Annotated in this window: 21 protein-coding genes and 1 tRNA gene; 9 read left to right on the plus strand and 13 right to left on the minus strand. The window is 62.1% G+C overall.

The genetic code is table 11. The annotated features are described in order from the left end of the window. The 3 genes from A3736_RS13510 to A3736_RS13520 form a co-directional block, all read right to left on the minus strand. A partial coding sequence (locus A3736_RS13510; RefSeq protein WP_197465609.1) for a TolC family protein occupies positions 1-618 on the minus strand: 618 nt, incomplete at its 3' end. A 151-nt stretch (positions 619-769) separates the two neighbouring features. Next, positions 770-2,341: an MDR family MFS transporter gene (locus A3736_RS13515; protein WP_051051489.1), complete on the minus strand. Its 1,572-nt coding sequence runs from the start codon at positions 2,339-2,341 to the stop codon at positions 770-772. Then, positions 2,338-3,465 carry an HlyD family secretion protein gene (locus A3736_RS13520; protein WP_039338698.1) on the minus strand — a complete coding sequence of 376 codons (1,128 nt, stop codon included), beginning with the start codon at positions 3,463-3,465 and terminating at the stop codon, positions 2,338-2,340. Before A3736_RS13520 ends, A3736_RS13515 begins: the two co-directional genes overlap by 4 nt. Before the next feature lie 125 nt (positions 3,466-3,590). On the opposite strand from A3736_RS13520, the gene A3736_RS13525 reads away from it, so the two are divergent. Together A3736_RS13525 and A3736_RS13530 are read left to right on the plus strand one after the other, a co-directional pair. Then, positions 3,591-4,082, plus strand: a complete 492-nt coding sequence (locus A3736_RS13525) for a MarR family winged helix-turn-helix transcriptional regulator (protein WP_052242797.1) — start codon at positions 3,591-3,593, stop codon at positions 4,080-4,082. A 4-nt stretch (positions 4,083-4,086) separates the two neighbouring features. After that, positions 4,087-5,673: an AarF/ABC1/UbiB kinase family protein gene (locus A3736_RS13530; protein ID WP_038283222.1), complete on the plus strand. Its 1,587-nt coding sequence runs from the start codon at positions 4,087-4,089 to the stop codon at positions 5,671-5,673. Between the two features lie 604 nt (positions 5,674-6,277). Here A3736_RS13530 and A3736_RS13535 read toward each other — a convergent pair. The 5 genes from A3736_RS13535 to A3736_RS13555 all read right to left on the minus strand — a co-directional run bounded on the left by A3736_RS13535 (position 6,278) and on the right by A3736_RS13555 (position 9,558). Continuing rightward, positions 6,278-6,354, minus strand: a tRNA-Met gene (locus tag A3736_RS13535). A 134-nt stretch (positions 6,355-6,488) separates the two neighbouring features. Next, on the minus strand, positions 6,489-6,998 hold the full coding sequence (locus A3736_RS13540) for a 2'-5' RNA ligase family protein (RefSeq protein ID WP_233999389.1): 510 nt from the start codon (positions 6,996-6,998) through the stop codon (positions 6,489-6,491). Continuing rightward, positions 6,995-7,966: an endolytic transglycosylase MltG gene (mltG, locus tag A3736_RS13545; RefSeq protein WP_067683982.1), complete on the minus strand. Its 972-nt coding sequence runs from the start codon at positions 7,964-7,966 to the stop codon at positions 6,995-6,997. Before mltG ends, A3736_RS13540 begins: the two co-directional genes overlap by 4 nt. A 1-nt stretch (position 7,967) precedes the next feature. Next, positions 7,968-9,227: a beta-ketoacyl-ACP synthase II gene (gene fabF / locus A3736_RS13550; protein WP_067683985.1), complete on the minus strand. Its 1,260-nt coding sequence runs from the start codon at positions 9,225-9,227 to the stop codon at positions 7,968-7,970. Between the two features lie 94 nt (positions 9,228-9,321). Continuing rightward, entirely contained in the window at positions 9,322-9,558 is a 237-nt protein-coding gene (locus A3736_RS13555; RefSeq protein WP_067683987.1) for an acyl carrier protein, read from the minus strand. 166 nt (positions 9,559-9,724) lie between these two features. Between A3736_RS13555 and A3736_RS13560 the strand changes: the two genes are divergently transcribed. After that, positions 9,725-10,156, plus strand: a complete 432-nt coding sequence (locus A3736_RS13560) for a PA2169 family four-helix-bundle protein (RefSeq protein ID WP_067683989.1) — start codon at positions 9,725-9,727, stop codon at positions 10,154-10,156. A gap of 83 nt (positions 10,157-10,239) precedes the next feature. Here A3736_RS13560 and aspS read toward each other — a convergent pair whose 3' ends face one another. After that, positions 10,240-12,105 (minus strand): aspartate--tRNA ligase, encoded by a 1,866-nt coding sequence (gene aspS, locus A3736_RS13565; RefSeq protein ID WP_067683992.1) that lies wholly within the window; start codon positions 12,103-12,105, stop codon positions 10,240-10,242. A 177-nt stretch (positions 12,106-12,282) separates the two neighbouring features. Here aspS and rnd point away from each other — a divergent pair, with 177 nt between their 5' ends. The 3 genes from rnd to A3736_RS13580 all read left to right on the plus strand — a co-directional run bounded on the left by rnd (position 12,283) and on the right by A3736_RS13580 (position 14,849). Beyond that, positions 12,283-13,491: a ribonuclease D gene (rnd, locus tag A3736_RS13570; protein WP_067683997.1), complete on the plus strand. Its 1,209-nt coding sequence runs from the start codon at positions 12,283-12,285 to the stop codon at positions 13,489-13,491. A gap of 10 nt (positions 13,492-13,501) precedes the next feature. Further along, entirely contained in the window at positions 13,502-14,410 is a 909-nt protein-coding gene (locus tag A3736_RS13575; protein WP_067684018.1) for a LysR substrate-binding domain-containing protein, read from the plus strand. Positions 14,411-14,516: 106 nt separating this feature from the next. Next, a complete protein-coding gene (locus A3736_RS13580; protein ID WP_067684000.1) occupies positions 14,517-14,849 on the plus strand; it encodes a hypothetical protein in 333 nt (110 codons plus the stop codon). A 61-nt stretch (positions 14,850-14,910) separates the two neighbouring features. Here A3736_RS13580 and pgsA read toward each other — a convergent pair whose 3' ends face one another. Then, entirely contained in the window at positions 14,911-15,504 is a 594-nt protein-coding gene (gene pgsA / locus A3736_RS13585) for a CDP-diacylglycerol--glycerol-3-phosphate 3-phosphatidyltransferase (RefSeq protein WP_067684003.1), read from the minus strand. A 148-nt stretch (positions 15,505-15,652) separates the two neighbouring features. On the opposite strand from pgsA, the gene A3736_RS13590 reads away from it, so the two are divergent. After that, the gene (locus A3736_RS13590; RefSeq protein ID WP_067684005.1) at positions 15,653-17,002 is read left to right on the plus strand and encodes an MFS transporter; all 1,350 of its coding nucleotides are present in this window, start codon (positions 15,653-15,655) and stop codon (positions 17,000-17,002) included. A 6-nt stretch (positions 17,003-17,008) separates the two neighbouring features. Here the strand turns inward: A3736_RS13590 and A3736_RS13595 are convergent, their stop codons facing one another. Beyond that, entirely contained in the window at positions 17,009-17,200 is a 192-nt protein-coding gene (locus A3736_RS13595) for a hypothetical protein (protein ID WP_067684008.1), read from the minus strand. Between the two features lie 161 nt (positions 17,201-17,361). Between A3736_RS13595 and A3736_RS13600 the strand changes: the two genes are divergently transcribed. Next, a complete protein-coding gene (locus A3736_RS13600) occupies positions 17,362-19,053 on the plus strand; it encodes a thiamine pyrophosphate-binding protein (RefSeq protein WP_067684011.1) in 1,692 nt (563 codons plus the stop codon). Positions 19,054-19,112: 59 nt separating this feature from the next. Here the strand turns inward: A3736_RS13600 and A3736_RS13605 are convergent, their stop codons facing one another. Together A3736_RS13605 and A3736_RS13610 are read right to left on the minus strand one after the other, a co-directional pair. Next, the gene (locus A3736_RS13605; protein WP_067684013.1) at positions 19,113-19,295 is read right to left on the minus strand and encodes a CsbD family protein; all 183 of its coding nucleotides are present in this window, start codon (positions 19,293-19,295) and stop codon (positions 19,113-19,115) included. Positions 19,296-19,397: 102 nt separating this feature from the next. Beyond that, a complete protein-coding gene (locus A3736_RS13610; protein WP_067684015.1) occupies positions 19,398-19,808 on the minus strand; it encodes an EVE domain-containing protein in 411 nt (136 codons plus the stop codon). A gap of 159 nt (positions 19,809-19,967) precedes the next feature. On the opposite strand from A3736_RS13610, the gene A3736_RS13615 reads away from it, so the two are divergent. After that, positions 19,968-20,813: GGDEF domain-containing protein (locus tag A3736_RS13615; protein ID WP_156502129.1), on the plus strand; the 846-nt coding region annotated here is incomplete at its 3' end.

Genomic DNA, 20,813 nt, shown 5'->3' on the forward strand with positions numbered 1-20,813 from the left:
ATCGGCCTCCGCCTCGGCGAATTGGGATTTGAGCACCTCCAGCTCCGCGTTCGCATTGCCCACCGGGAACAGCGGCAGCGCGCCTTGCTGATACCGCTGATAAGTTAGGGCCAGGACTTCTTCCTGCAGCTTGATCTGCGTCCGGTATTGGTCGGCGCGGAACTGGGCCTCCCGCAAGTTGACGTAGTTATTGGCAACTTCGGCGGTCAGCTGAACCTTTGCGTCCTCCGCATTGGCGACCGTTGCCGCAGCCTGCGCGTTGCCGGCCTCGATACGCCTCCGGGAGCCGCCCGCGAACTCCAGCTCCCAGTTGGCATTGAGACCAACATTGTAAAAGCTGAGGGCATCGTCGCTTCCCGCCTCCGGATCGGGTTGCTGTGAGGACGGGGGTGCCCCCTCCTGAATTTCAAGGCCGGGAAGCTGACCCTGAATAGTGGTGGCCTGGGTTCCGAGTGTCGGCATTCTGCCGGCCCGATCCTGCCTGACCGATGCCCGGGCCTGCGCGATGCGCGCCTGCGCTGCCTGGAGCGACGGATTTTCGGACAACGCAGTTTCGACCAGCCGGGTCAGTTCAGGATCGTCGAGCAGCACCCACCATTCGGCAAGGGCCGGGTCCATGACGCCCACATCCTCGCCAGCGCGGACAAACCGATGGCCGGTATCCGCCGACAATATTTCCGGAGGGCCTGCGTAGTCCGGCCCAGCCGTACAGCCAGCCAGCAAGGCGATGAGGAGAAGCGATGGTATCGAACGGCGCATCATATAGGGCTCAGTGCATCGAAAGGGAGACATTTTTTGGAAGCGGCCTCAGGAAGAGGACCAGCGGAACCGTCGCGAGGGTCAGAATCCCCATAACCAGGAACACGTCATTGTAGGTCATTATGAACGCCTCGCGTTGCAGGGTGCGGCTCAAGACGGCCATCGCCCCCTCCATGCCGCCGAAGTTTCGCGCCAGCCCGTCGAGATAGTCCTGTAGCGAAACGCTGTTCGCATTCAGGGTCTCTTCCATCCGCCGGCTATGATGCCAGATCCGCTGGTCTTGGAACGATGCCAGAGCCGAAAGAGCGAAAGAGCCACCGAGATTGCGCGCCGCGTTGAAAATTCCCGAGGCGTCGCCGGCATCCTCCTTGGCGACCGAAGCCACCGTCGCCTGATTCAGGAACATCATCGACAAGATCATGCCGACACCGCGCAAGAGCTGGCTCTCGGTAAAAACGGCACCACCGGATTCTGCTGTAAGGCTGGTGCTGACAAAGCAGCTGACCGCCATCAGCAACATGCCGGCGCCGACGGCGATGCGAATGTCGATCTTCCGGATCATCAAGGGAAGCACAGGCATCAACAGGAAGGCCGGGACGCCCATCCAGAAGATCACCAGCCCGGTCTGAAGCGCGTTATAATCAGAAATGATCGCGAGGAACTGCGGGATGACGTAGGTCGAACCATACATCACCATACCCAGGGCGAGCGCCATGATCGCGACGCTGGCGAACTGTCGATTGAACAAGAGCTGCAACTTCAAGACTGGCTTGCGTGCCTTCACCTGTCCGTAGATCAGCGAGGCAAATCCGACGACTGTGATGATTGTGAGCCAGCGAATGAGAGAGGATTCAAACCATTCCTCGCGGTGGCCCTCCTCAAGGACGACCGTAAGTCCGCCCAGCCCCAAGATGAGCCCGACAATGCCCGCCCAATCCGCGTCAGTGAGATAATCCCACTTTGGCTTTTCGTGGGGCAAGCCAACGAACAGCAGGAGCAGCAGCAGGCCGCAGACCGGCACATTGACAAAGAAGGCATAGTGCCAGCTCAGATTCTCGGTCAGCCAACCCCCGATCAAAGGCCCCATCACGGGGCCGAGGATCACTGTCATGCCGAACAGGGCCATTCCGATGGGCTGCTGATGTGGCGGCAGCCTTTTGGCCACGATGGTCATTGCCGTCGGAATGAGCACGCCGCCCGTGAAGCCCTGACCCGTGCGGCCGATGATCATTGTCGTAAGGTCGGTTGCAATCCCGCACAGCACCGAAAAGGCGGTGAACGCGCTGACCGCGATGATGAGGAGGGTTCGCAGACCGAACAGCCGTTCCAGCCAAGCGCTCAGCGGAATGACGACAATCTCAGCAACGAGAAATGACGTAGCAATCCAGGTGCCTTCGGCGCCTGTGGCACCGATCTCGCCCTGAATGACGGGGAGTGCGGAATTGACGATTGATATGTCCAGCGTCGCGAGCATGGCGCCAAGCGCGCCCGCGGCCACAGCGACCCAGGCAGTAACGTCTGCGTTCTTTCGGCTCCCGGCCGGCCCGATCGAAGTGTCCTGCGCTGCCAGTATCTCGGTCATTGAGTCCGACTCGAGATCTCTTCCAATTCGCCGGCAGCATTCCGAGTGTCGACCGTAGCCACTACCGACATGCCGGGAACGAGCAGACGCCGCACTTCAGGGGGAGCATCGATAGCGATGCGGACGGGTATCCGTTGAACGATCTTGGTAAAGTTGCCGGTGGCATTTTCGGGGGGGAGGATGGAAAATTCCGCGCCCGTTCCCGGCGATATGCTGTCCACTCGTCCCGCGATCTCAAGGTCTGGCAGGGCGTCAACTTCGAGCCTGACGCTCTGGCCGGCCCGGATGAGGCCGACCTGCGTTTCTTTGAAGTTCGCGGTCACGTAGATCGCGCTCACCGGAACCACCGTCATCAAACGTTGACCCGGTTGCACGAACTGGCCCACCCTGACCGAGAGATCGCCGACGCGGCCGGCCTTGCTGGCGCGCAGCAAGGTCGATTCAACCGTAAGGTCGGCTGTTTCCAGCTGAGCGCGAGCAGCGTCCGCCTGCGCCTGGGTCTGGCTGATCTGCTCGAACAGGGTCCCCCGGCGAGCGGTCGCGGCAGCCACCGCCGCCTGCGCAGCGGCGAATTCGGCCCGCGCCTGCCGCGCCTGCGCCTCATACTGGTCTAGCTTTTCCCGCGGTTCGGCTCCTGTCGCTGCAAGGGGCCGATATCGCGCCACCTGGTCGTTCGCGAGGTCCAGTGCCGCGCTCGCGGCGGCGAGTTGGGCCCGCGCCTGGCGAATGGCTGCATCCTGTTCGGATACCTGAGAACGGATTGTGTCGGCACCGGCCAGGGTCGCAGCGATCTGTGCGCGCGCCTGCTGCGCTTGCGCCTGATAATCCCGCAGATCCAGTTGTACGAGGGCTCCGCCGCGAGCTACTTGCTCGTTCTCCCCTACGAAGACCTCTTCGACGTATCCCGCTACCTTGGAAGAGATAACGACGCTGTCGGCAGCGACATAGGCGTTATCGGTCGACTGCATGTACTGTCCGTAGGTTACGTGCCGGTAGTACCACCAGATCCCGCCAAGCAGCACGGCAAGACCAACGATGATTAGCACGATGCGCAAGCTACGCCGCGATTGCGGTTTCGTTGGGGTTGTGCCCTCCTGCTCCGGTTGGTTGGAGTTATCGGTCATCTGACTCTTTCGGCAGCCTCAGTAAAAGGTGAACGCGTCTCGCGCCCTATGAGCCGTGAGACAGATAGTAAAGGCATTTAGCAGTTTGCATTTGGGCATCCGAGGCTATCCGACTACACAGCGCTATGGATGAAAAACCAGATACCATGTCACGGTCTCAGCGTCGGCAGAAGGTCATCACCGATGATGACCGCATTCTCTATCTTATGGACGAGATCAGTCGCGGCGCGCGCAGAGTGTACGATGCGAGGGTCGCCAGGATCGGTCTCAATCAGACACAGTGGAGGATCATCGGACAACTTCTTCGCGATCCTGCCCTTACGCAGGCTGAAATCGCCAAGAAACTGGAACTGGAATCGGCGACCATCGGCCAGGCGGTTGCAGGTCTTTGCGCACGCGGGCTGATGAAAAGGCTTCGAGCTGAGACGGATCGGCGAGCGTGGCAGCTCATCCTCACGGAGCAGCTTGACGATCTGCTGCCCGAACTGAGAGGCTCCGCGGATAGGCTTCATGATCTGCTTTGGCGCGACATTGCCGCCGACGAGAAGCAAACGTTGCAGCAGATTCTTGCAAGGGTATCGGAAAATCTGGACCAACTCCGGGCCGAGGCTGAGTAATATCATGGCATCGCCCCCGGAAAAGCCTATCAGCAGCATCGCTCGCGCCGCGGAGATTGGCCGAATCTTAATGAGGCACGGTGCGAAGACTCTCGCCGGAGCCCTCGGATTTATTCCCTCTTCGAGCAATGTCATCGATCCTCGCGAATTTCGTCCGGCCGCAGTTGTCGCGTTCCTCCGTGACATCGGGCCAGTCGGCATAAAGCTGGGGCAGCTCCTCGCCACCCGAAGCGATCTGTTTACCGAACACTGGATCACTGCATTCTCAACCCTGCACGATCAGGTGTCGCCGGTGCGCTTCGCAGATATCGAGCCCGTACTTGCTTCAAGCTGGGGTGAGGACTGGCGGAACGACTTTGCGCAGTTCGACGAACAGCCTCTGGCGTCCGCCTCGATTGCACAGACCTATTCCGCCAAGCTACGGGACGGTAGCGAGGTCATCGTGAAAGTTCGCCGCCCGGGCACCGCCGCGCGCATGGAAGCCGATGTGCGCCTGCTTGTGCGTCTTGCCGAGATCGCGGAAGCACGCTCGCCTGACATCGCGCGTTACCGGCCAGTCGAGTTTCTGCGGACCTTCGGCCGCAATCTTGCCTGGGAGATGGACCTCGCTGCGGAATCCCGAGCCTGCGAGCGGATCGGCGCATATCTCGAAACCATCGGCGTCAGGACCCCGGCCATCCATTGGGAACTGACCGGGCTGCGGGTGAACGTTCAGGAACGCCTGTACGGCAGGCCCGCGTCTTCGCTGGGCGCCTCATCGGGCGATCCGGAGGTGGCGGCGTTCGCCAAGTGCTATGCCAACGCAGTCCTGCGCATGATCATTCTGAACGGCGAATTCCACGGCGACCCTCATCCCGGCAATGTTTTCCTGATCGGCGAGCAGGATGTCGGCTTCATCGACTTCGGATCGGTCGGGACGCTCACCAAGGCCAGGCGCGACGAGATCGTCCGCCTCGTGCTTGCGATTGCTGGTGAGGAAACCAGCGATGTCGCGGATGTCCTGCTCGCATGGGCGGGGGAGCCGAAGGTGGATCGCGATGCGCTCGCGGTGGATCTGGATCAGTTGATTGGAGAGTTCAGGGGGACCGTGCTATCTGGCATCGAGTTCTCGCAGATTTTTTCCCGCGTTTTCGATCTGTTGCGGGATTATCGACTGGTTCTGCCACCTGATCTGGCCATTCTTCTGCGTACCTTGTTGACTGCAGAGGGCTTCGTCCGATCGCTGGCACCGGACTACAACATCGCCGAAGAGACCCGGCCGATCATGACGGAGCTTCTCGCCGAGCGGTTCTCGCTCGGCAGCGCTCGGTCGGGTTTGAAGAGACTTCGCGGTCAGCTGCTGGGGTTGTCGGCGTCCTTGCCCGACATACTTGCCACTGCGAACTCGATCGCAAAGTCAGGATATGTGCCGGTTCAGCTCGATCCGCTCAGTATCGAGCAGCTCGCTGGACTTCGCAATGAGCGTCAGTCCTTGAAAGGCCCTCTAGCTGCCGCATTGATCATAGCTAGCGCGTTGCTTGTCGATCAATCCTGGCTTCTGGCTGGCGGCGCGCTTGTGATTGCTGGGGTGGTGCTCATCCGAAAGTCATAATGAAGGAGCAACTTAATTCGTGCACGGTCACGATACGGCAAAGCCGAACTTAACGAGGATTTCATGCGCCTCACTTCAGCGACCAAGACGCATCGCGAAGAAAATTTTTCGACCTATTGCGATTGAAGGCTTATTTTCCTCAATCAGACGAAACTTTGGAACGGCAGCTTTCAGGCGTGTCCTCGCCTGACTTTATGGCCGCTATGAGGGCGCAAAGCGGTCATCTCAGGAGTGAAAAGGTAGTGCCTCCCCTGCCCCACGTCGGTCATTTCCGTTCGAATCCTCACGCGGGACTCGAACTCCACCGTTTGACCGGGACCTCTGCGATGTATTTCGCCATGAAATGTCTTGAACAAGCCGTTGTCCTAGCGTCAAAATCTATCCTTCGGCTCGCATTCGCGGGTGGGGGTATCACCTAACTCACCCACAGCGGGAAATACCCCCAAAATACCCCCACAAAGCCTCCGGCTTCAAGCGAACACATGCGGACGCATACGGACACAAGCGGACTGGCGTGGTAGCACATCAGCTATCGAAATCAGGGATTTGGGTCGAAAATCCGGACGCATACGGACACAAGCGAACCTATACGGACGCTATTTCCTGGTAGCGGAGGAGGGACTCGAACCCCCGACACGCGGATTATGATTCCGCTGCTCTAACCACCTGAGCTACTCCGCCCCATCGGCGCACACCGCAAGAAAGTGGGTGTGCGATAAGGGTGCCCGGTGAGCCTATCCGACCCCGGGCAGGCGGCGCGTTTAGGGCGATGGCCGGATTCGGTCAACCGGGAAAAAGAGACCGAACTACGCGGCTCAGCCGCGAAAGGTGAAGCTGCGCACCAGCTCCCACGGACCGCCCTTGTAATGGAAGAGTGAGAGGCCGGGAAAGGCGAAATCACGCGGGTTCACCGTGCCCGCCATCTGCGCCTGCAGGACCTTGGCTTCCTTCGATGTGACCTTGTTCTGGATCGTCACATGCAGGCGGGGGCGATGCTGGTCCTGCGCGGTCAACATGCCGTGGAAATGGTCGGCGATATGATCGCGCAGGCTGAGCATGTCGGGGCTCGACAGCTTGAGCGCGGTCCCACCGCCCAGCGACATCAACCCTTCCAGCCGCGCGGGCACCGGAGCCACCTCGCCCACCAGACGCGCGAGGAAGCTGCGCGCTTCCGGCTCGCATTGTGCAGGGATTGCGTGAAACAGTGTGACATGCGCTTCGAGATAGTTGCGCTCGGGCGGGAAATGCTCGTCGCGCAGACCGGTCGCCCAGCTATGGAGATCGGGCGGCAATTGCGCCGTCAGGATCAGGGGCGCATCGCTCACATCTCGCCCCGTTCGCGGCGCAGGGCGAACCATTTTTCGACGTTGCGGTTATGCTCGTCGAGCGTCTGGGCGAAAGCGTGGCCGCCCGTCCCGTCCGCCACCATGTAACGCGCATCGGTCTTGGCGGGGTTCAGCACGGCGGCGATCGCTTCGCGCCCCGGATTGGTGATCGGCGCCTTGGGCAGACCCGTCATCGAATAGGTGTTGTAATCGTTCACCGCCGCGATTTCGGACTGACGGATGCGGCGGCCCAGAGGCTTGCCCTTCGTGATCGGGTAGATGATCGTCGGATCGGCCTGCAGCAGCATCCCGTCCTTCAGGCGATTGGAATAGAGCCCCGCCACCATGCGCCGCTCTCTCGCGACGCCGGTTTCCTTTTCCACGATCGAGGCAAGCGTCACCGCCTCCTGAATCGTGTCCACCGCGATATCGGGCCCGCGCTTTGGCCAGGCTTCGGCGAGATAGTTCTGCATCGCCGCCTGCATCCGCGCGAGCACCTTTGCGCGCGGTTCGCCGCGCTCGAAATCGTAGGTGTCGGGAAGGATCGATCCTTCGACCGGGACCGGAATTTCGCCGGTCAGAAGCGGTTCCGCCATCAGGCGCTCATGCACCAGGATCGACGGCGTGCCTTCGGGGATCGTCACGAAACGGCGGATCGGCTGGCCATGCTGAAGCGTGTCGAGCATGCCCGCAGGGCTCGTACCTGCGGGCAGCAGGAATTCGCCCGCCTGCACCGGATCGCCGCTGCCGAGCAGCTTGGCGCGCAGCAGAAAGCCGTTCGCCGAATCTATCGCACCTTCCGCCGCCAGCTTGTCGGCGACCGCCGTCAGCGTGGAGCCGGAGGCGACGGTGAATTCGCGATCCTCGTCGAGTTCCGAAGTCCCCCACCAACCAGCCACCAGCCAGACGATACCGATGAGCGCGACCAGAACGGCCACGCTCCCCGCCAGCAGGCCGATCCGCTTCATGTCAGTCGACCTTCTTGACCACCAGCGAAGCGTTGGTGCCGCCGAAACCGAAGCTGTTGTTGAGCGCGGCGTTCACCTCGCGCTTCTTGGCGGTGTGGGGGACGAGATCGACGCCTTCGGTCCCCTCGTCCGGATTGTCGAGATTGAGCGTGGGCGGCACGATCTGGTCGCGGATGGCCAGCATACAGAAGATCGCCTCCACCGCGCCCGCACCGCCGAGCAAGTGGCCGATGGCGGATTTCGTGCTGCTCATCGAAGCGCCGCACAGATCGTCGCCCATCACGCGCTTGACCGCGGCGAGTTCGATCGTGTCCGCCATAGTCGAAGTGCCGTGCGCGTTGACGTAATCGATATCGCAGACATCCAGCCCGGATTTCTTCAGCGCCATGCGCATCGCCAGTTCCGCGCCCTTGCCTTCGGGGTGCGGAGCCGTGACGTGATAGGCATCGCCCGACAGGCCATACCCGACCACTTCGGCGTAGATCTTCGCGCCGCGCGCCTTGGCGTGCTCGTATTCTTCGAGCACCACCACGCCCGCGCCTTCGCCCATGACGAAACCGTCGCGGTCCTTGTCATAGGGGCGGCTGGCTTCCTTCGGCCGGTCGTTCATGCTCATATTGAGCGCGCGCGCCTGCGCGAAGCCTGCCACGCCGAGCGGGTTGATGGTGGATTCCGCCCCGCCCGCCAGCATGATGTCGGCATCGTCCAGCGCGATCATTCGCGCCGCGTCGCCGATCGAGTGCGCGCCGGTCGAACAGGCGGTGACGACGGCGTGGTTCGGACCCATCAGGCCGTATTTGATCGAGACCTGCCCGCCGATCAAATTGATCAGGCGGCCGTGGACGAAATGCGGGCTGACGCGCCCGGGGCCGCGCTCGGCGAGGACCAGGCTTTCGCTCTCGATACCCGGAAGGCCGCCGATGCCCGACCCGATCGAAACGCCTGCGCGTTCCTTGGTCGCCTGGTCCATATTTTCGAGGCCCGCATCCTCGATCGCCTGCCCTGCGGCGTCGATGCCGTAGACGATGAAGGGATCGACCTGGCGCTGGACCTTGTGATCCACCCGCTTGTCCGGATCGAAGCCCCAGGGGTGATCCTTGGGCTTCACCTCGCAGGCGATCAGGCATTTCTGGCCCGTCGTGTCGAAACGGGTGATCGGCCCCGCCCCGCTTTCGCCGGCGAGAAGATTGGTCCAGGTGGTTTCGACATCGCCGCCCAACGGGGTGACGAGGCCCAGTCCGGTTACGACGACGCGGCGCATAGGAACTCTCCGAAAAATGCAACAGGCCCGGCCCGGCGAGGGGCTCGGGCCTGTCCGATCCCGCCCATGACGGGCGGGTTAGCCAGAAGGGCGATCAGCCCTTGTGCTCTTCGATATACTTGGTCGCGTCGCCGACGGTGGTGATCTTCTCGGCCGCATCGTCGGGGATTTCCACGCCGAATTCTTCTTCGAAGGCCATCACCAGTTCCACGATGTCGAGGCTGTCGGCGCCCAGATCGTCGATGAAGCTGGCATCCTGCGTCACCTTGTCGGCTTCCACGCCCAGATGTTCGACAACGATCTTCTGTACGCGCTCGGCAGTATCGCTCATTTTATTCCCTCTCGAAAAATGGGAGTTTGAAAATTGGCTTTCGCCCTAGTGAACGGGGCGGCGCAGCGCAAGGGCATCTCGCCCCGTTGTCGGACCAAGCGCAGAACCGATGCGACGTCCCGCGCATTGGTATCGTACTACCAACCTCGTGAAGGGACGCAAATCAATGACTTCCACCGTATTCAAGAGCCTGGCCGACACCACCTTCGATTCGGTCGAAGGCTATCGCAAGGCGCACGAAAAGGCCAAGAGCGCCCAGCTGAAGCAGGCCCTGCAGCAGCGGCTCGAGAAGCGCCAGCAGACTCTCGGCGTACTGAACGCCCAACTCGAGCGCCAGGGCGACGAACTCGTGACCAAGGGCACGGCCACGGGCGGCCTGCATCGCCTGTGGGTCGATATTACCGACCTGTTCGAGAATGGCGACGAAGCCGCTGCCGAGCGTGTCGAAGAAGGCGAGGATTACATCAAGGACAAGTTCGAAAAGGCGCTGGAAGGCGACGATCTCGAAGCCGGTGAGCGCGCGATCGTCCAGCAGTGCCTGGCCGAAATCAGCGAAGGCGAACGCTTCGGCGACATGATCGAGAAACAGTACGACTGACCGTCGGACAGCAATTCAAAAAGAAAGGGCGCGGATCGAGTTCCGCGCCCTTTTCGTATCAGGTATCTATCAGCGGCCGTCCGTCAGCCGTCCTGGGCCTGCGGATCTTCGTCGCGCACGGTGGCGTTCGTGTTCATATCCGTGCTCTCCCCGCTGCGCGCGGCTTCGGTCGCCTCGCGCGCCTTGGGCGACAATTGGATGTTCAGTTCGCGCAGCTGCTTGGGGCTCACCACGCTCGGCGCGCCCATCATCAGATCCTGCGCGCGCTGGTTCATCGGGAAGGCGATGACCTCGCGGATGTTCGGCTCGTCCGCCAACAGCATCACGATCCGGTCGATCCCCGGCGCGGAGCCGCCATGCGGCGGCGCGCCCAGCTTGAACGCTTCGATCATGCCGGAGAAGTTCGCGTCGACCTCCTCCTGCGAATAGCCGGCCAGCGCGAAGGCCTTGTACATGATTTCCGGCTTGTGGTTCCGGATCGCGCCCGAACTCAGCTCGTACCCGTTGCAGACGATGTCGTACTGCCACGCCTTGATATCGAGCGGATCCTGCGTCTCCAGCGCTTCCATCTCGCCCTGCGGCATCGAGAACGGGTTGTGACTGAAATCGACTTTCTTGAGGTCTTCGTCCCACTCGAACATCGGGAAATCGACGATCCAGCAGAACTTGAAGCAGCCTTCCTCGATCAGGCCCAGCTCTTCCGCAACGCGCGTGCGCGCGGCACCGGCCAGCTTGGCGGCGTCCTTTTCCTTGCCTGCGGCGAAGAACAGCCCGTCGTTTTCGCCGAGGCCCAGCTCGGCATAGAGCTTCTCCATGCCTTCGGTACCGTGGTTCTTGGCGATCGGGCCGCCGAACTCACCCTGCTTGCGCGTGACGTAGCCAAGGCCCGCAAAGCCTTCCTTGCGCGCCCAGTCGTTCATCTCGTCGAAGAACTTGCGGCTCTTCTCGTGCGTGTTCGGCGCGGGGATCACGCGCACCCGGCCCCCGCCGCCGACGATCTTTTCGAACAGGCCGAAGCCCGAGCTGGTGAAGTGCTCGGTGACGTCCGAGATGATCAGCGGGTTGCGCAAATCGGGCTTGTCGCTGCCGTATTTCAGCATCGCTTCGGCGTAGGGGATGCGCGGGAATTCGCCCGCGGGCGTCACGCTCTTGCCGCCGGAAAATTCCTCGAACACGCCTGCAAGCACCGGCTCGATCGTGTTGAAAACGTCTTCCTGAGTCACGAAGCTCATTTCGAAGTCGAGCTGGTAGAATTCGGGTGAGCGATCGGCGCGCAGATCCTCGTCGCGGAAACAGGGCGCGATCTGGAAATAACGGTCGAAGCCCGCGACCATCAGCAGCTGCTTGAACATCTGCGGCGCCTGCGGCAGCGCATAGAAGCGCCCGGCGTGAAGGCGGCTGGGCACCAGATAATCGCGCGCGCCTTCCGGGCTGGATGCGCCCAGGATCGGCGTCTGGAATTCAGAGAACCCCTGATCGGTCATGCGGCGGCGCAGGCTCTGGATCACCTGGTTGCGCAGCATGATATTGGCATGCACCCGCTCGCGCCGCAGATCGACGAAGCGGTATTTGAGGCGGATGTCCTCGGGATAGTCTTCCGCCGAATTGACGATCAGCGGCAGGTCCGATGCGCGGCTCTGCACTTCGATGGAGCGGGCGAAGACCTCGATCTCGCCGGTCGGCAGATTGGCGTTCACAGCCGCTGCGTCGCGCGCCTTCACCGTGCCATCGATGGTCACGACGGATTCGAGCTTCAGCTTTTCGAGAACCGGCAGCGCCTCGCTGTCGCTGTCGGCAACGATCTGGGTGATCCCGTAATGGTCGCGCAGATCGACGAACAGGACGCCGCCATGATCGCGCTTGTTGTGGACCCAGCCGGACAGGCGGACGCTCTGGTCGACATCGTCCTTGGTCAATTGGGCGCAGGTGTGTGTGCGATAGGCGTGCATCGAAAAACTTTCCAAAATCGGTGCTATGGCGCTAGGGGCCGCATCGCCCCCGATCGCGGCCGGGCCGCGCTGCGCTCCCTCTAGCAGGAAACGCGCGCGCTAACAGGGCAAGCCTGCCTTTTTGTCAAGGCAGGTGCGCCGCCGGACGGCACTCCGTCCGACAGACAGAAAAGACTTATGAAAATCCACGACCTCATAACCACCACCGAACCGCTCGCCGAATTGTGCGAAAGGCTGGCGCAGGGCGATTTCGTCTGCGTCGACACCGAATTCATGCGCGAGAACACCTATTGGCCCGAACTCTGCCTGGTGCAGATCGGGAACGAGGAGGAAGCCGCCGCCGTCGATCCGCTGGCCGACGGGATCGATCTGCAGCCGCTGTGGGACCTGCTCTGCGACAACGAAGATGTGCTCAAGATCTTCCACGCGGGCGGGCAGGACGTCGAAATCGTCTATAATTTTACCGGCAAGACGCCCCAACCGATCTTCGACACCCAGATCGCGATGATGGCGATCAGCCAGTCCGAACAGATCGGCTATGCCAATCTGGTCGAAAGCTGGCTCGGCTTCACGGTCGACAAGGGCGCGCGCTTCACCGACTGGAGCCGCCGCCCGCTGACCGACCGCCAGATCGAATATGCGATCGGCGATGTGACCCATCTCGCCAAGATTTTCCCGCGCATTCTTAAAAAGCTCATCAAGACCGGGCGCGGTGCCTGGCTCGATGCGGAAATGGAGAAGCTGGCCGATCCTGCGAATTACGCCAACGATGCCGACACCGCCTGGCACCGCATCCGCTCGCCTGGCCGCAACGCGCAGGTGCTGGGCCGGCTGAAAGCCCTCGCCGCGTGGCGCGAGAGCGAGGCGCAGCACAAGAACATTCCGCGCGGCCGCATCATGCGCGACGAGACGCTGGCCGACATCGCCAGCCACCCGCCCAAGAGCCAAGGCGATCTCACCAAGGTGCGCGGTCTTTCTAACGCCTGGAAGGACAACGATATCGGCAAGAGGCTGATGAAGGTGCTCGAAAAGGCCGAGCCGCTACCCAAGGACGAAATGCCCGAAAAGGCGAAGCGCGGCGCGCCGCTCGGCAAGGAAGGCGCACTGGTCGCGGATTTGCTCAAGCTGCTGCTCAAGATCCGCGCGCGCGAGATCGACGTGGCCTCGCGGCTGCTCACACGCTCTGACGAGATGGAAGCGCTGGCCGCCGGGGCACGCGACCTGCCGATTCTCAACGGCTGGCGTTACGAGGTCTTCGGCAAGGACGCGCTCGAACTCGTCGAAGGGCGAATGGCCTTTGCCGTGAAAGACGGCAGATTGCTGATGACCCGCGTCGATACCGCCACCGACGATGTCGAGCCGGTGGCCGAAGACGCAGCGGAGTGAGCGCGAAGCGGTGAGCACCTACCTCCCCACCATCAAGCAGCTGCAATATCTCGTGGCGCTGCATGAACACGGCCATTTCGGCCGCGCGGCGGAAGCGAGCTTCGTATCGCAGTCGACATTGAGCGCGGGGATTCGCGAACTCGAATCGCTGCTCGGCGTGACGCTGGTGGAACGCAGCCGCCGGGTGGTCCGCTTCACGGCGCTGGGCAATCAGGTGGTGGAAAAGGCGCATCGCATTCTGCGCGAGGCGGAAGAGCTTTCGGACCTGGTGCAGGCTGCGGGTAAACCGCTTGCAGGCCAGTTGCGCATGAGCGTGATCCCCACGATCGCGCCCTTTATGCTCCCCCGATTCCTGCCTCGCCTGCGCAAGGAGCGGCCCGATCTCGAACTGTTCCTGCGCGAAGAGACCAGCCAGGACGCGGTCGAATCCTTGCAGCACGGGCGCGTCGATTGCGTGCTCCTCGCCCTGCCCTTCGCGACGGGCGAGGTCGAACAGGCGCATATCGCCGACGACAAGCTGTTCGTCGCCTTTCCGAAGGACGATCCGCGGGATCCCCCCGCCACCATCTCAGCCGAAGAAATCGACGCGATGAGTTCAGGCGGGCGGCTCCTGCTTCTGGAAGACGGCCACTGCCTAAAGGATCACGCGCTCGCTGCCTGCAACCGCCCGGAATTGCGCGGTTCGGCCACCATGATCGGGACGAGCCTGCACACGCTGGTGCAATTGGTGGATAACGGCCTCGGCCTGACGATGATTCCCGAAATGGCGGTCGATGCGGGTATTCTCAAAGGCACCAATGTGGTCGCCCGCCCGCTCGAAAGCGCCAACGGCGCGCGCGAAATAGCCCTGATCTGGCGCAAGAATTCCCCCCGCCGCAGCGATTTCGAACTGCTGGCCGAGGAATTGCGCGCGGGGTGAGAAATCGTAAAGTCAGGGTTTAGTAGCGGACAACTCCGATTACCGATAATTACGAGCTGTGACTTACGGAATGAGCAACAGGACGCGTTTTGCAGGATGTGGTTTGATGCTCGGGCTCTTTATCGTCCTGCCCCTTCTCTACATTGAAGGAGGTGCCTATACCGAGGCACTACCTCGACTGTTCGAGTCTCCGAAATGGAAGTCTGCAGACCACTGGGGGGACACCCGATGCGCTATGCTCGCAGACCTTCGCGTGCGGGTTGGTATCGAAGGAAAGACAAAACAGGAATTGGTTGATTTGCTCGGTCCTGACGAAAACGAAGGTCCGAACGCTGATTTAAGCCATTGGCACCTTTGCCCGTCATTTATGGATGTGTGGATTCTCGAGGTGCGCTGGAAAGATGGTGTTGCTCGGGACTCTTGGGTTCGAGACACCTGAAGCGAAATCATCTTTTCACCCGTGCGGTCCAGACCAGAAGTCGCGCACCACCCCCACACCCTCAGTCCATATGCTTCAAACCGACCCGCAAATAATCCCATCCGGTAATCAGCGTCAGCACCGCTGCGGCCCACAGCGTCACCAGCCCTACGGTGTGCGGAACGTTCGCTTCCAGATCGCCCAGCATCACGGTCCAGTCCGGCAGGCCCTGCCCGAGGATCAGCGAACCCAGCGCCACGAGCTGGAAGGTCGTCTTCCATTTGGCGAGGCGGCTGACCGGCATCGAGACCTGCAATCCGCCCAGAAATTCGCGCAGGCCCGATACCGCGATTTCGCGTACGAGGATGATCAATCCCGCGATCACATGCGCATCGCCCACATACGGCCCGCGCAGCACGCCTTGGGCCGCCAGCACCAGAATCACCGCCGCGACCATGATCTTGTCCGCGATCGGATCGAGGAAGATGCCCAGTTTCGAGACCGCCCCGCTGGCGCGGGCCAGATAGCCGTCGAAATAATCGGTGATGCCCATCAGGCAGTAAAGGCCGAACGCCACCAGAAAACCCGTCGCCCAGTCCGGCCACCACAGGAACCAGGCGAGCAAGGGAATCGCGAAAATGCGCGAGAGCGTCAGGATATTGGGAAGGCTCAACATCGGTCCCTCCCCTAGCGCCTCGTCCTGGGAAGCAAAAGCCGCGTCTTGCCCCGCTTGTGTCATTTCCGTCGCCTAAAGGGCTTTGAAGCGCGACGCGGCGTGTTCTAGGGAGCGGGCGGAGCCGCACCGGAGCGGCAGGGGACAGATTTTGACGATCACAACCCATCTGATGCGGACGCGGCGCTTCCTGCCCCTGTTCTGCACCCAGCTGCTGAATGCTTTCAACGACAATCTCTACAAGACCGCGATGGTCCTGTTCGTGGTCTATCAGGTCTACGATTCCGCAGATGCGGAAGGGATGTTCAGTGCGGTCGCTTCGGGCCTGTTCATCCTTCCCTTCTTCCTCCTGTCCGCGCTCGCGGGGCAATTGGCCGATATGCGCGACAAGGCGGCGATCATCCGCCGCGTGAAATTCTGCGAGATCGGACTGATGCTGATTGGGGCGAGCGGGCTCTATCTCGCCTGGCGCGGATACGATCTGCCGGTGTCGATACCGCTAGGGTTCACAACGATCGACACGACGTTTCCCATCGTGCTGATGCTGTTCGCGCTGTTTCTGACAGGGGTTCAGTCGACCTTCCTCGGCCCCATCAAATACGCGATCCTGCCCCAGCATCTGCGCAAGGAAGAAGTGCTGGCAGGCACCGGCCTGGTGGAGGCAGGGACTTACGTGGCGATCCTGGCCGGAACGATCCTGGCGGGCTGGATCCCGGTCGAATGGGCTGCGGGATTGATCATCGTGACCTCGCTGGTCGGATACGCCTCGGCACGACAGGTGCCCAGCGCGCCGCCTTTGGGCGAGATCGAGCGCATCGATCGGCACATCCTGCGATCCTCCATCGCGCTGATCCGCAAGACGATGCACGATCGCCAGATCTATTTCGCGATCCTTGCGATCAGCTTTTTCTGGACGATTGGAGCGGTGCTCTTCATCCAGTTCCCGCCGCTCGCCAAGAACGTCATTTCGGCGAGCAAGGAAGTGGCTAGCCTGTTCCTGGTGATCTTCTCCGTCGGCGTGGCGATCGGATCGGTCGCCGTGAACCATCTGCTCAAAGGCACGGTGTCGGCCCGCTTCGCCCCCTTTGCGGTGATCGTGATGGCGGGTTTCGTGGTGGCGTTCTGGTTCGTCGCGCGGATCTGGCCGGTGCCCACCGAAGGTCCGCTTCTGGACGTGCCGCAATTCCTGTCCGTCCCGATGGCCTATCCCCTGCTGGCCGCATTGCTGGGGATCGCTGTGGCGGGCGGCATGTTCGTCGTCCCGCTCTACGCCTTCCTGACAACGCGCGTCGCGCCCGAACAGGCCTCGCGCACGATCGCGGCAAACAATATCGTCAATTCGGGAGCGATAGTAGGCGGCGCCGTGCTGGCGATGGGGCTGACCGCCATCGGCATAGGCATCACCGATCAGGTGCTGATGAGCGCGGGCATGTGCCTGATAAGCTGCTGGCTGGCGCGCAGGCTCGTGCGCGCAGAGCGGGCGGCGGAACTGCCCGCCTGATCTAAGTCAGAAAATGAACGCGAGGGTCGCGGCGAGACAGGCGAAATAGGCTGTCGCGACGCCGCGCACATCGCTTGCGGTGACGCGCCAGATCGATTCGTCATGCGCGGAGGCGTCCTCGGTGCGGACATGCGGGGGAAGCGAGGCGCGGAACGGGTGCCGGGCGGCTTCATCGGTCAGGACAAGGGAGCGTCTCATGATGCGACCTTAACGCGATCGTAACCATTCCGCTCCCCGAAATCGCAAGGCCGCCTCGTTTCGGGACGATAGCCCTCTCGGATCGCGCTTTACCCGGCAGGCAAACCGTGGCGACCGCGCCAGCGATTGCCTGCACCGAACGGGCGCGGTAACGCCGCACCATGACCGAAACGCCCGCTCCCACGCCCGTCGCCGCACGACTGCTCGTCGATTGCCTGATCGAACAGCGCTGCGACCGGATCTTCACCGTTCCAGGGGAAAGCTTCCTTCCCGTGCTCGACGCGCTGCATGGGCAGACCGCGATCGACGTCGTTACCTGCCGCCAGGAAGGGGGCGCGGCCTTCATGGCTTGCGCCGACGGCGCGATGACTGGGCGGCCAGGGATCTGCTTCGTCACGCGCGGTCCGGGTGCGACCAATGCCAGCATCGGCGTCCATGTCGCCATGCAGGATTCGCAGCCGATGATCCTGTTCGTGGGCGATGTGGCGCGCGGTATGCGCGATCGGGAAGGGTTTCAGGAGCTCGACTTCGCCGCCTTCTTCGGCCCGGCGTGCAAATGGGCGGCGCGGATCGACGATGCTGAGCGCATCCCCGAATATGTCGCGCGCGCCTATGCGACTGCGATGGCCGGGCGGCCCGGCCCCGTGGTGCTCGCGCTGCCCGAAGACATGCTGCACGATGCCGCCTCGGCCCTGCCGCGCCCCGCGGTAGAGCGGCCCGCGCAGGCCCCCTGCCCCGATGCGATGCAGACGCTGTTCGCCCTGATCGAGGATGCGGCGTCGCCCGTCGCGATCATCGGCGGGGCGGGCTGGAACGCGAAGGCGCGCGAGTTCTTTCAGCTTTTCGCCGAACGGCTGGGCATCCCCACGGCCACCGCCTTTCGCCGTCAGGATGCAATCAGCCCTTCCAGCCGGGTCTATGCCGGCAATCTCGGTTACGGGCCCAATCCGAAACTCGTCGCGCGCGTGAAAGATGCCGACCTGATCCTGACGGTGGGCGCGCGGCTGGGCGAGGCGACGACGGACGGTTACACGGTGCCGCCGCTGACCGACAAGGATCGCAAGCTGATCCACGTCCATCCCGATCCGGAGGAATTGAACCGCGTCTATCCCGCCGATCTGGCGATCTGCGCCGATCCGGCGGAGTTTTCGGAAGCCGCGGCGCTCTGGGCCGATGACGACGCGCTCGATTTCGATGCCGGGGCCGAGGCGCACGCGGAATGGGAAGACTGGGCCACGGCGAATCCAGACCGTGCTGACGGCGATCATGCGCTCGACATGGCGGCCTGCGTCCAGTTCATGCGCGATACCTATCCGGCCGATACGATTATCTGCAACGGGGCCGGTAACTTTTCCGGCTGGTGGCATCGCTATTGGCGCTACGAAGGATTTCCCACTCAGTTGGCCCCTACTGCGGGCGCAATGGGTTACGGCGTGCCCGCGGCCATCGCCGCCGCACGCCGCCACTCCGATCGCATGGTCGTGGCAGTTGCCGGCGATGGCGACTTCATGATGAACGGACAGGAATTGGCGACCGCCGCGCAATACGGCGTCGACCTGCTCGTGATCGTGGTCGACAATGGAACCTACGGCACGATCCGCATGCATCAGGAGCGCGAGTTTCCCGCCCGGATTTCGGCCACCGAACTCACCAATCCGGACTTCGCCAAATTGGCGGAAGCCTATGGCGCCTGGTCGGTTCGGGTAGAAACCACCGAAACGTTCAAACAGGCGCTGACGGATGCCAAGGGCCGCAGCGGGCTGCGGCTGATCCACTGCCTGATCGATATCGAGCAGCTATCGGCAAGCGGTCTGAGCGTCAGCGCGCTGCGATCTGCACTTGAGCAGGCCTGACACGACGAAGGGCCGCTCTCCTAACGGAGAACGGCCCTTCGATTAAGCACTGCGTCAACTTAGATGTCGTCGCCGAGCTTGCCTTTGACTTCACCTTCGAACTGCTGGGCCTTGCCCTTGGTTTCCTGGTTCTTGCCTTCCGCATCGAGCGATGCATTGTCGGTGGCATCCGCCACGCCCTGCTTACCCTTGCCGATGGCTTCGTTGGTATTGCCTTTGATCTTGTCGGTCAGTTCGCCCACGGGATGTCTCCTTATCGCCGCACGAAATCGTTTCGCGCTATAGTAAGATAAACATCCGGTAATTCAGACGGTTCCCTAATAAAAAAAGGCGGGGGGGGCTTTTTAAGCTCCTGCCATCTCCAGAATAATACCCCATTCCCGCTCCGTGATTTCGGCCACCGACAGGCGGGAAAGCCTGACCAGCTCGCACTCGGCAAGATCGGGATTTGCCTTGATCGCCTTAAGGGTCACGGGATTCTCCAGCTTGGTTTTCGGTTTGACCTTAACCGCAGCCCATTTGCCTTCCGGATCGGTCGGATCGGTGATCCCGGCCACGCTCACCTCGCAGATGCCGACGATCTCCAGCCCTTCGCGCGAGTGATAGAAGAAAGCCTGATCGCCAACTTCCATCGCGGCGAGATTGTTCTTGGCGCGGTGGTTGCGCACGCCGTCCCACGTCCCTTCCCCTTCCGCGACCAGATCGTCCCAGCTGTATTTGAAGGGTTCGGATTTCATCAGCCAGTATCGCGCCATCGTTCAGTCGATCCTTAAGAAAGTGCGGGGGTCCGGCCCGCGATAGAGCCTTGCCGCGCCGCCCGCTACCCTGTGGAAGCCATCGGAAACCGGCGGCCTTAACCGCTTCTTCAACCTATCGCGCAATATACGGCCAAGATTTTGCAGCGAGCGGCGCCTATGCCCACACAGACTGAAAAGCCCAGCCGGACGCCTGGATCCGGAACATTTCGCGATGATGCAGTTCACGACGGAACGCGTTCCCGTTCCAAGCGCGAGATCGTCAGCCTTGGCGTGGCGCTTGCCGCCGTCACGCTGTTCGCCGCGATCGGCGGAACCGTAATCCCCCAATTGCTGAGCGCCTGGCGCGGGCTAACCGATGCGCCGGACAAGGCACTGGCGAGCGCGATGCTTCTGAACATCGCAATCATCCTGATTGGTTGGCGGCGCTACAACACGGTGTCGAACGAACTGAAAAATCGGACCCTTTCCGAAGCCGAAGCGCGCCGTGAGGCGCTTCTCGACCCACTCACCGGCTGTCACAACCGCCGCAGTATCGCCCCCGCCATGAGCGATTTGCATCGTCGTGCCGAGACGCAGGATCGCCGCGTTGCGGTCGTTCTGGTCGATCTCGACGGTTTCAAGCAGATCAACGACGTGCACGGCCATGCCTTTGGCGACGACGTGCTGCGGCAGGCGGCGCAGCGGATGCGCGATCTCCTGCCGGCGGATGCTTTGCTTGCCCGCATTGGTGGTGACGAATTCGCAATCGCTCTCAGCCATGATCGCTCCGCCAACCAGGATGTCGAAAGGCTGGTCTCCCTGCTTATCGAAGCGGTCGCCAAACCGATCGTGCGCGACGATATCGCGATCGCGACGAGCATGTCGGTCGGCATCGTCGGGTGCCGCGACGTCGCGCCGGGCCTCTCTATGGACGAGTGGCCGAACGAAATGATGCACAAGGCGGACATCGCCATGTATCACGCCAAGAAACACGGCAAGAACCGCTATGTCTGGTTCGAACCC

It is taken from the genome of Erythrobacter sp. HI0063 (assembly GCF_001635685.1).
Classification (GTDB): Bacteria; Pseudomonadota; Alphaproteobacteria; order Sphingomonadales; family Sphingomonadaceae; genus Qipengyuania.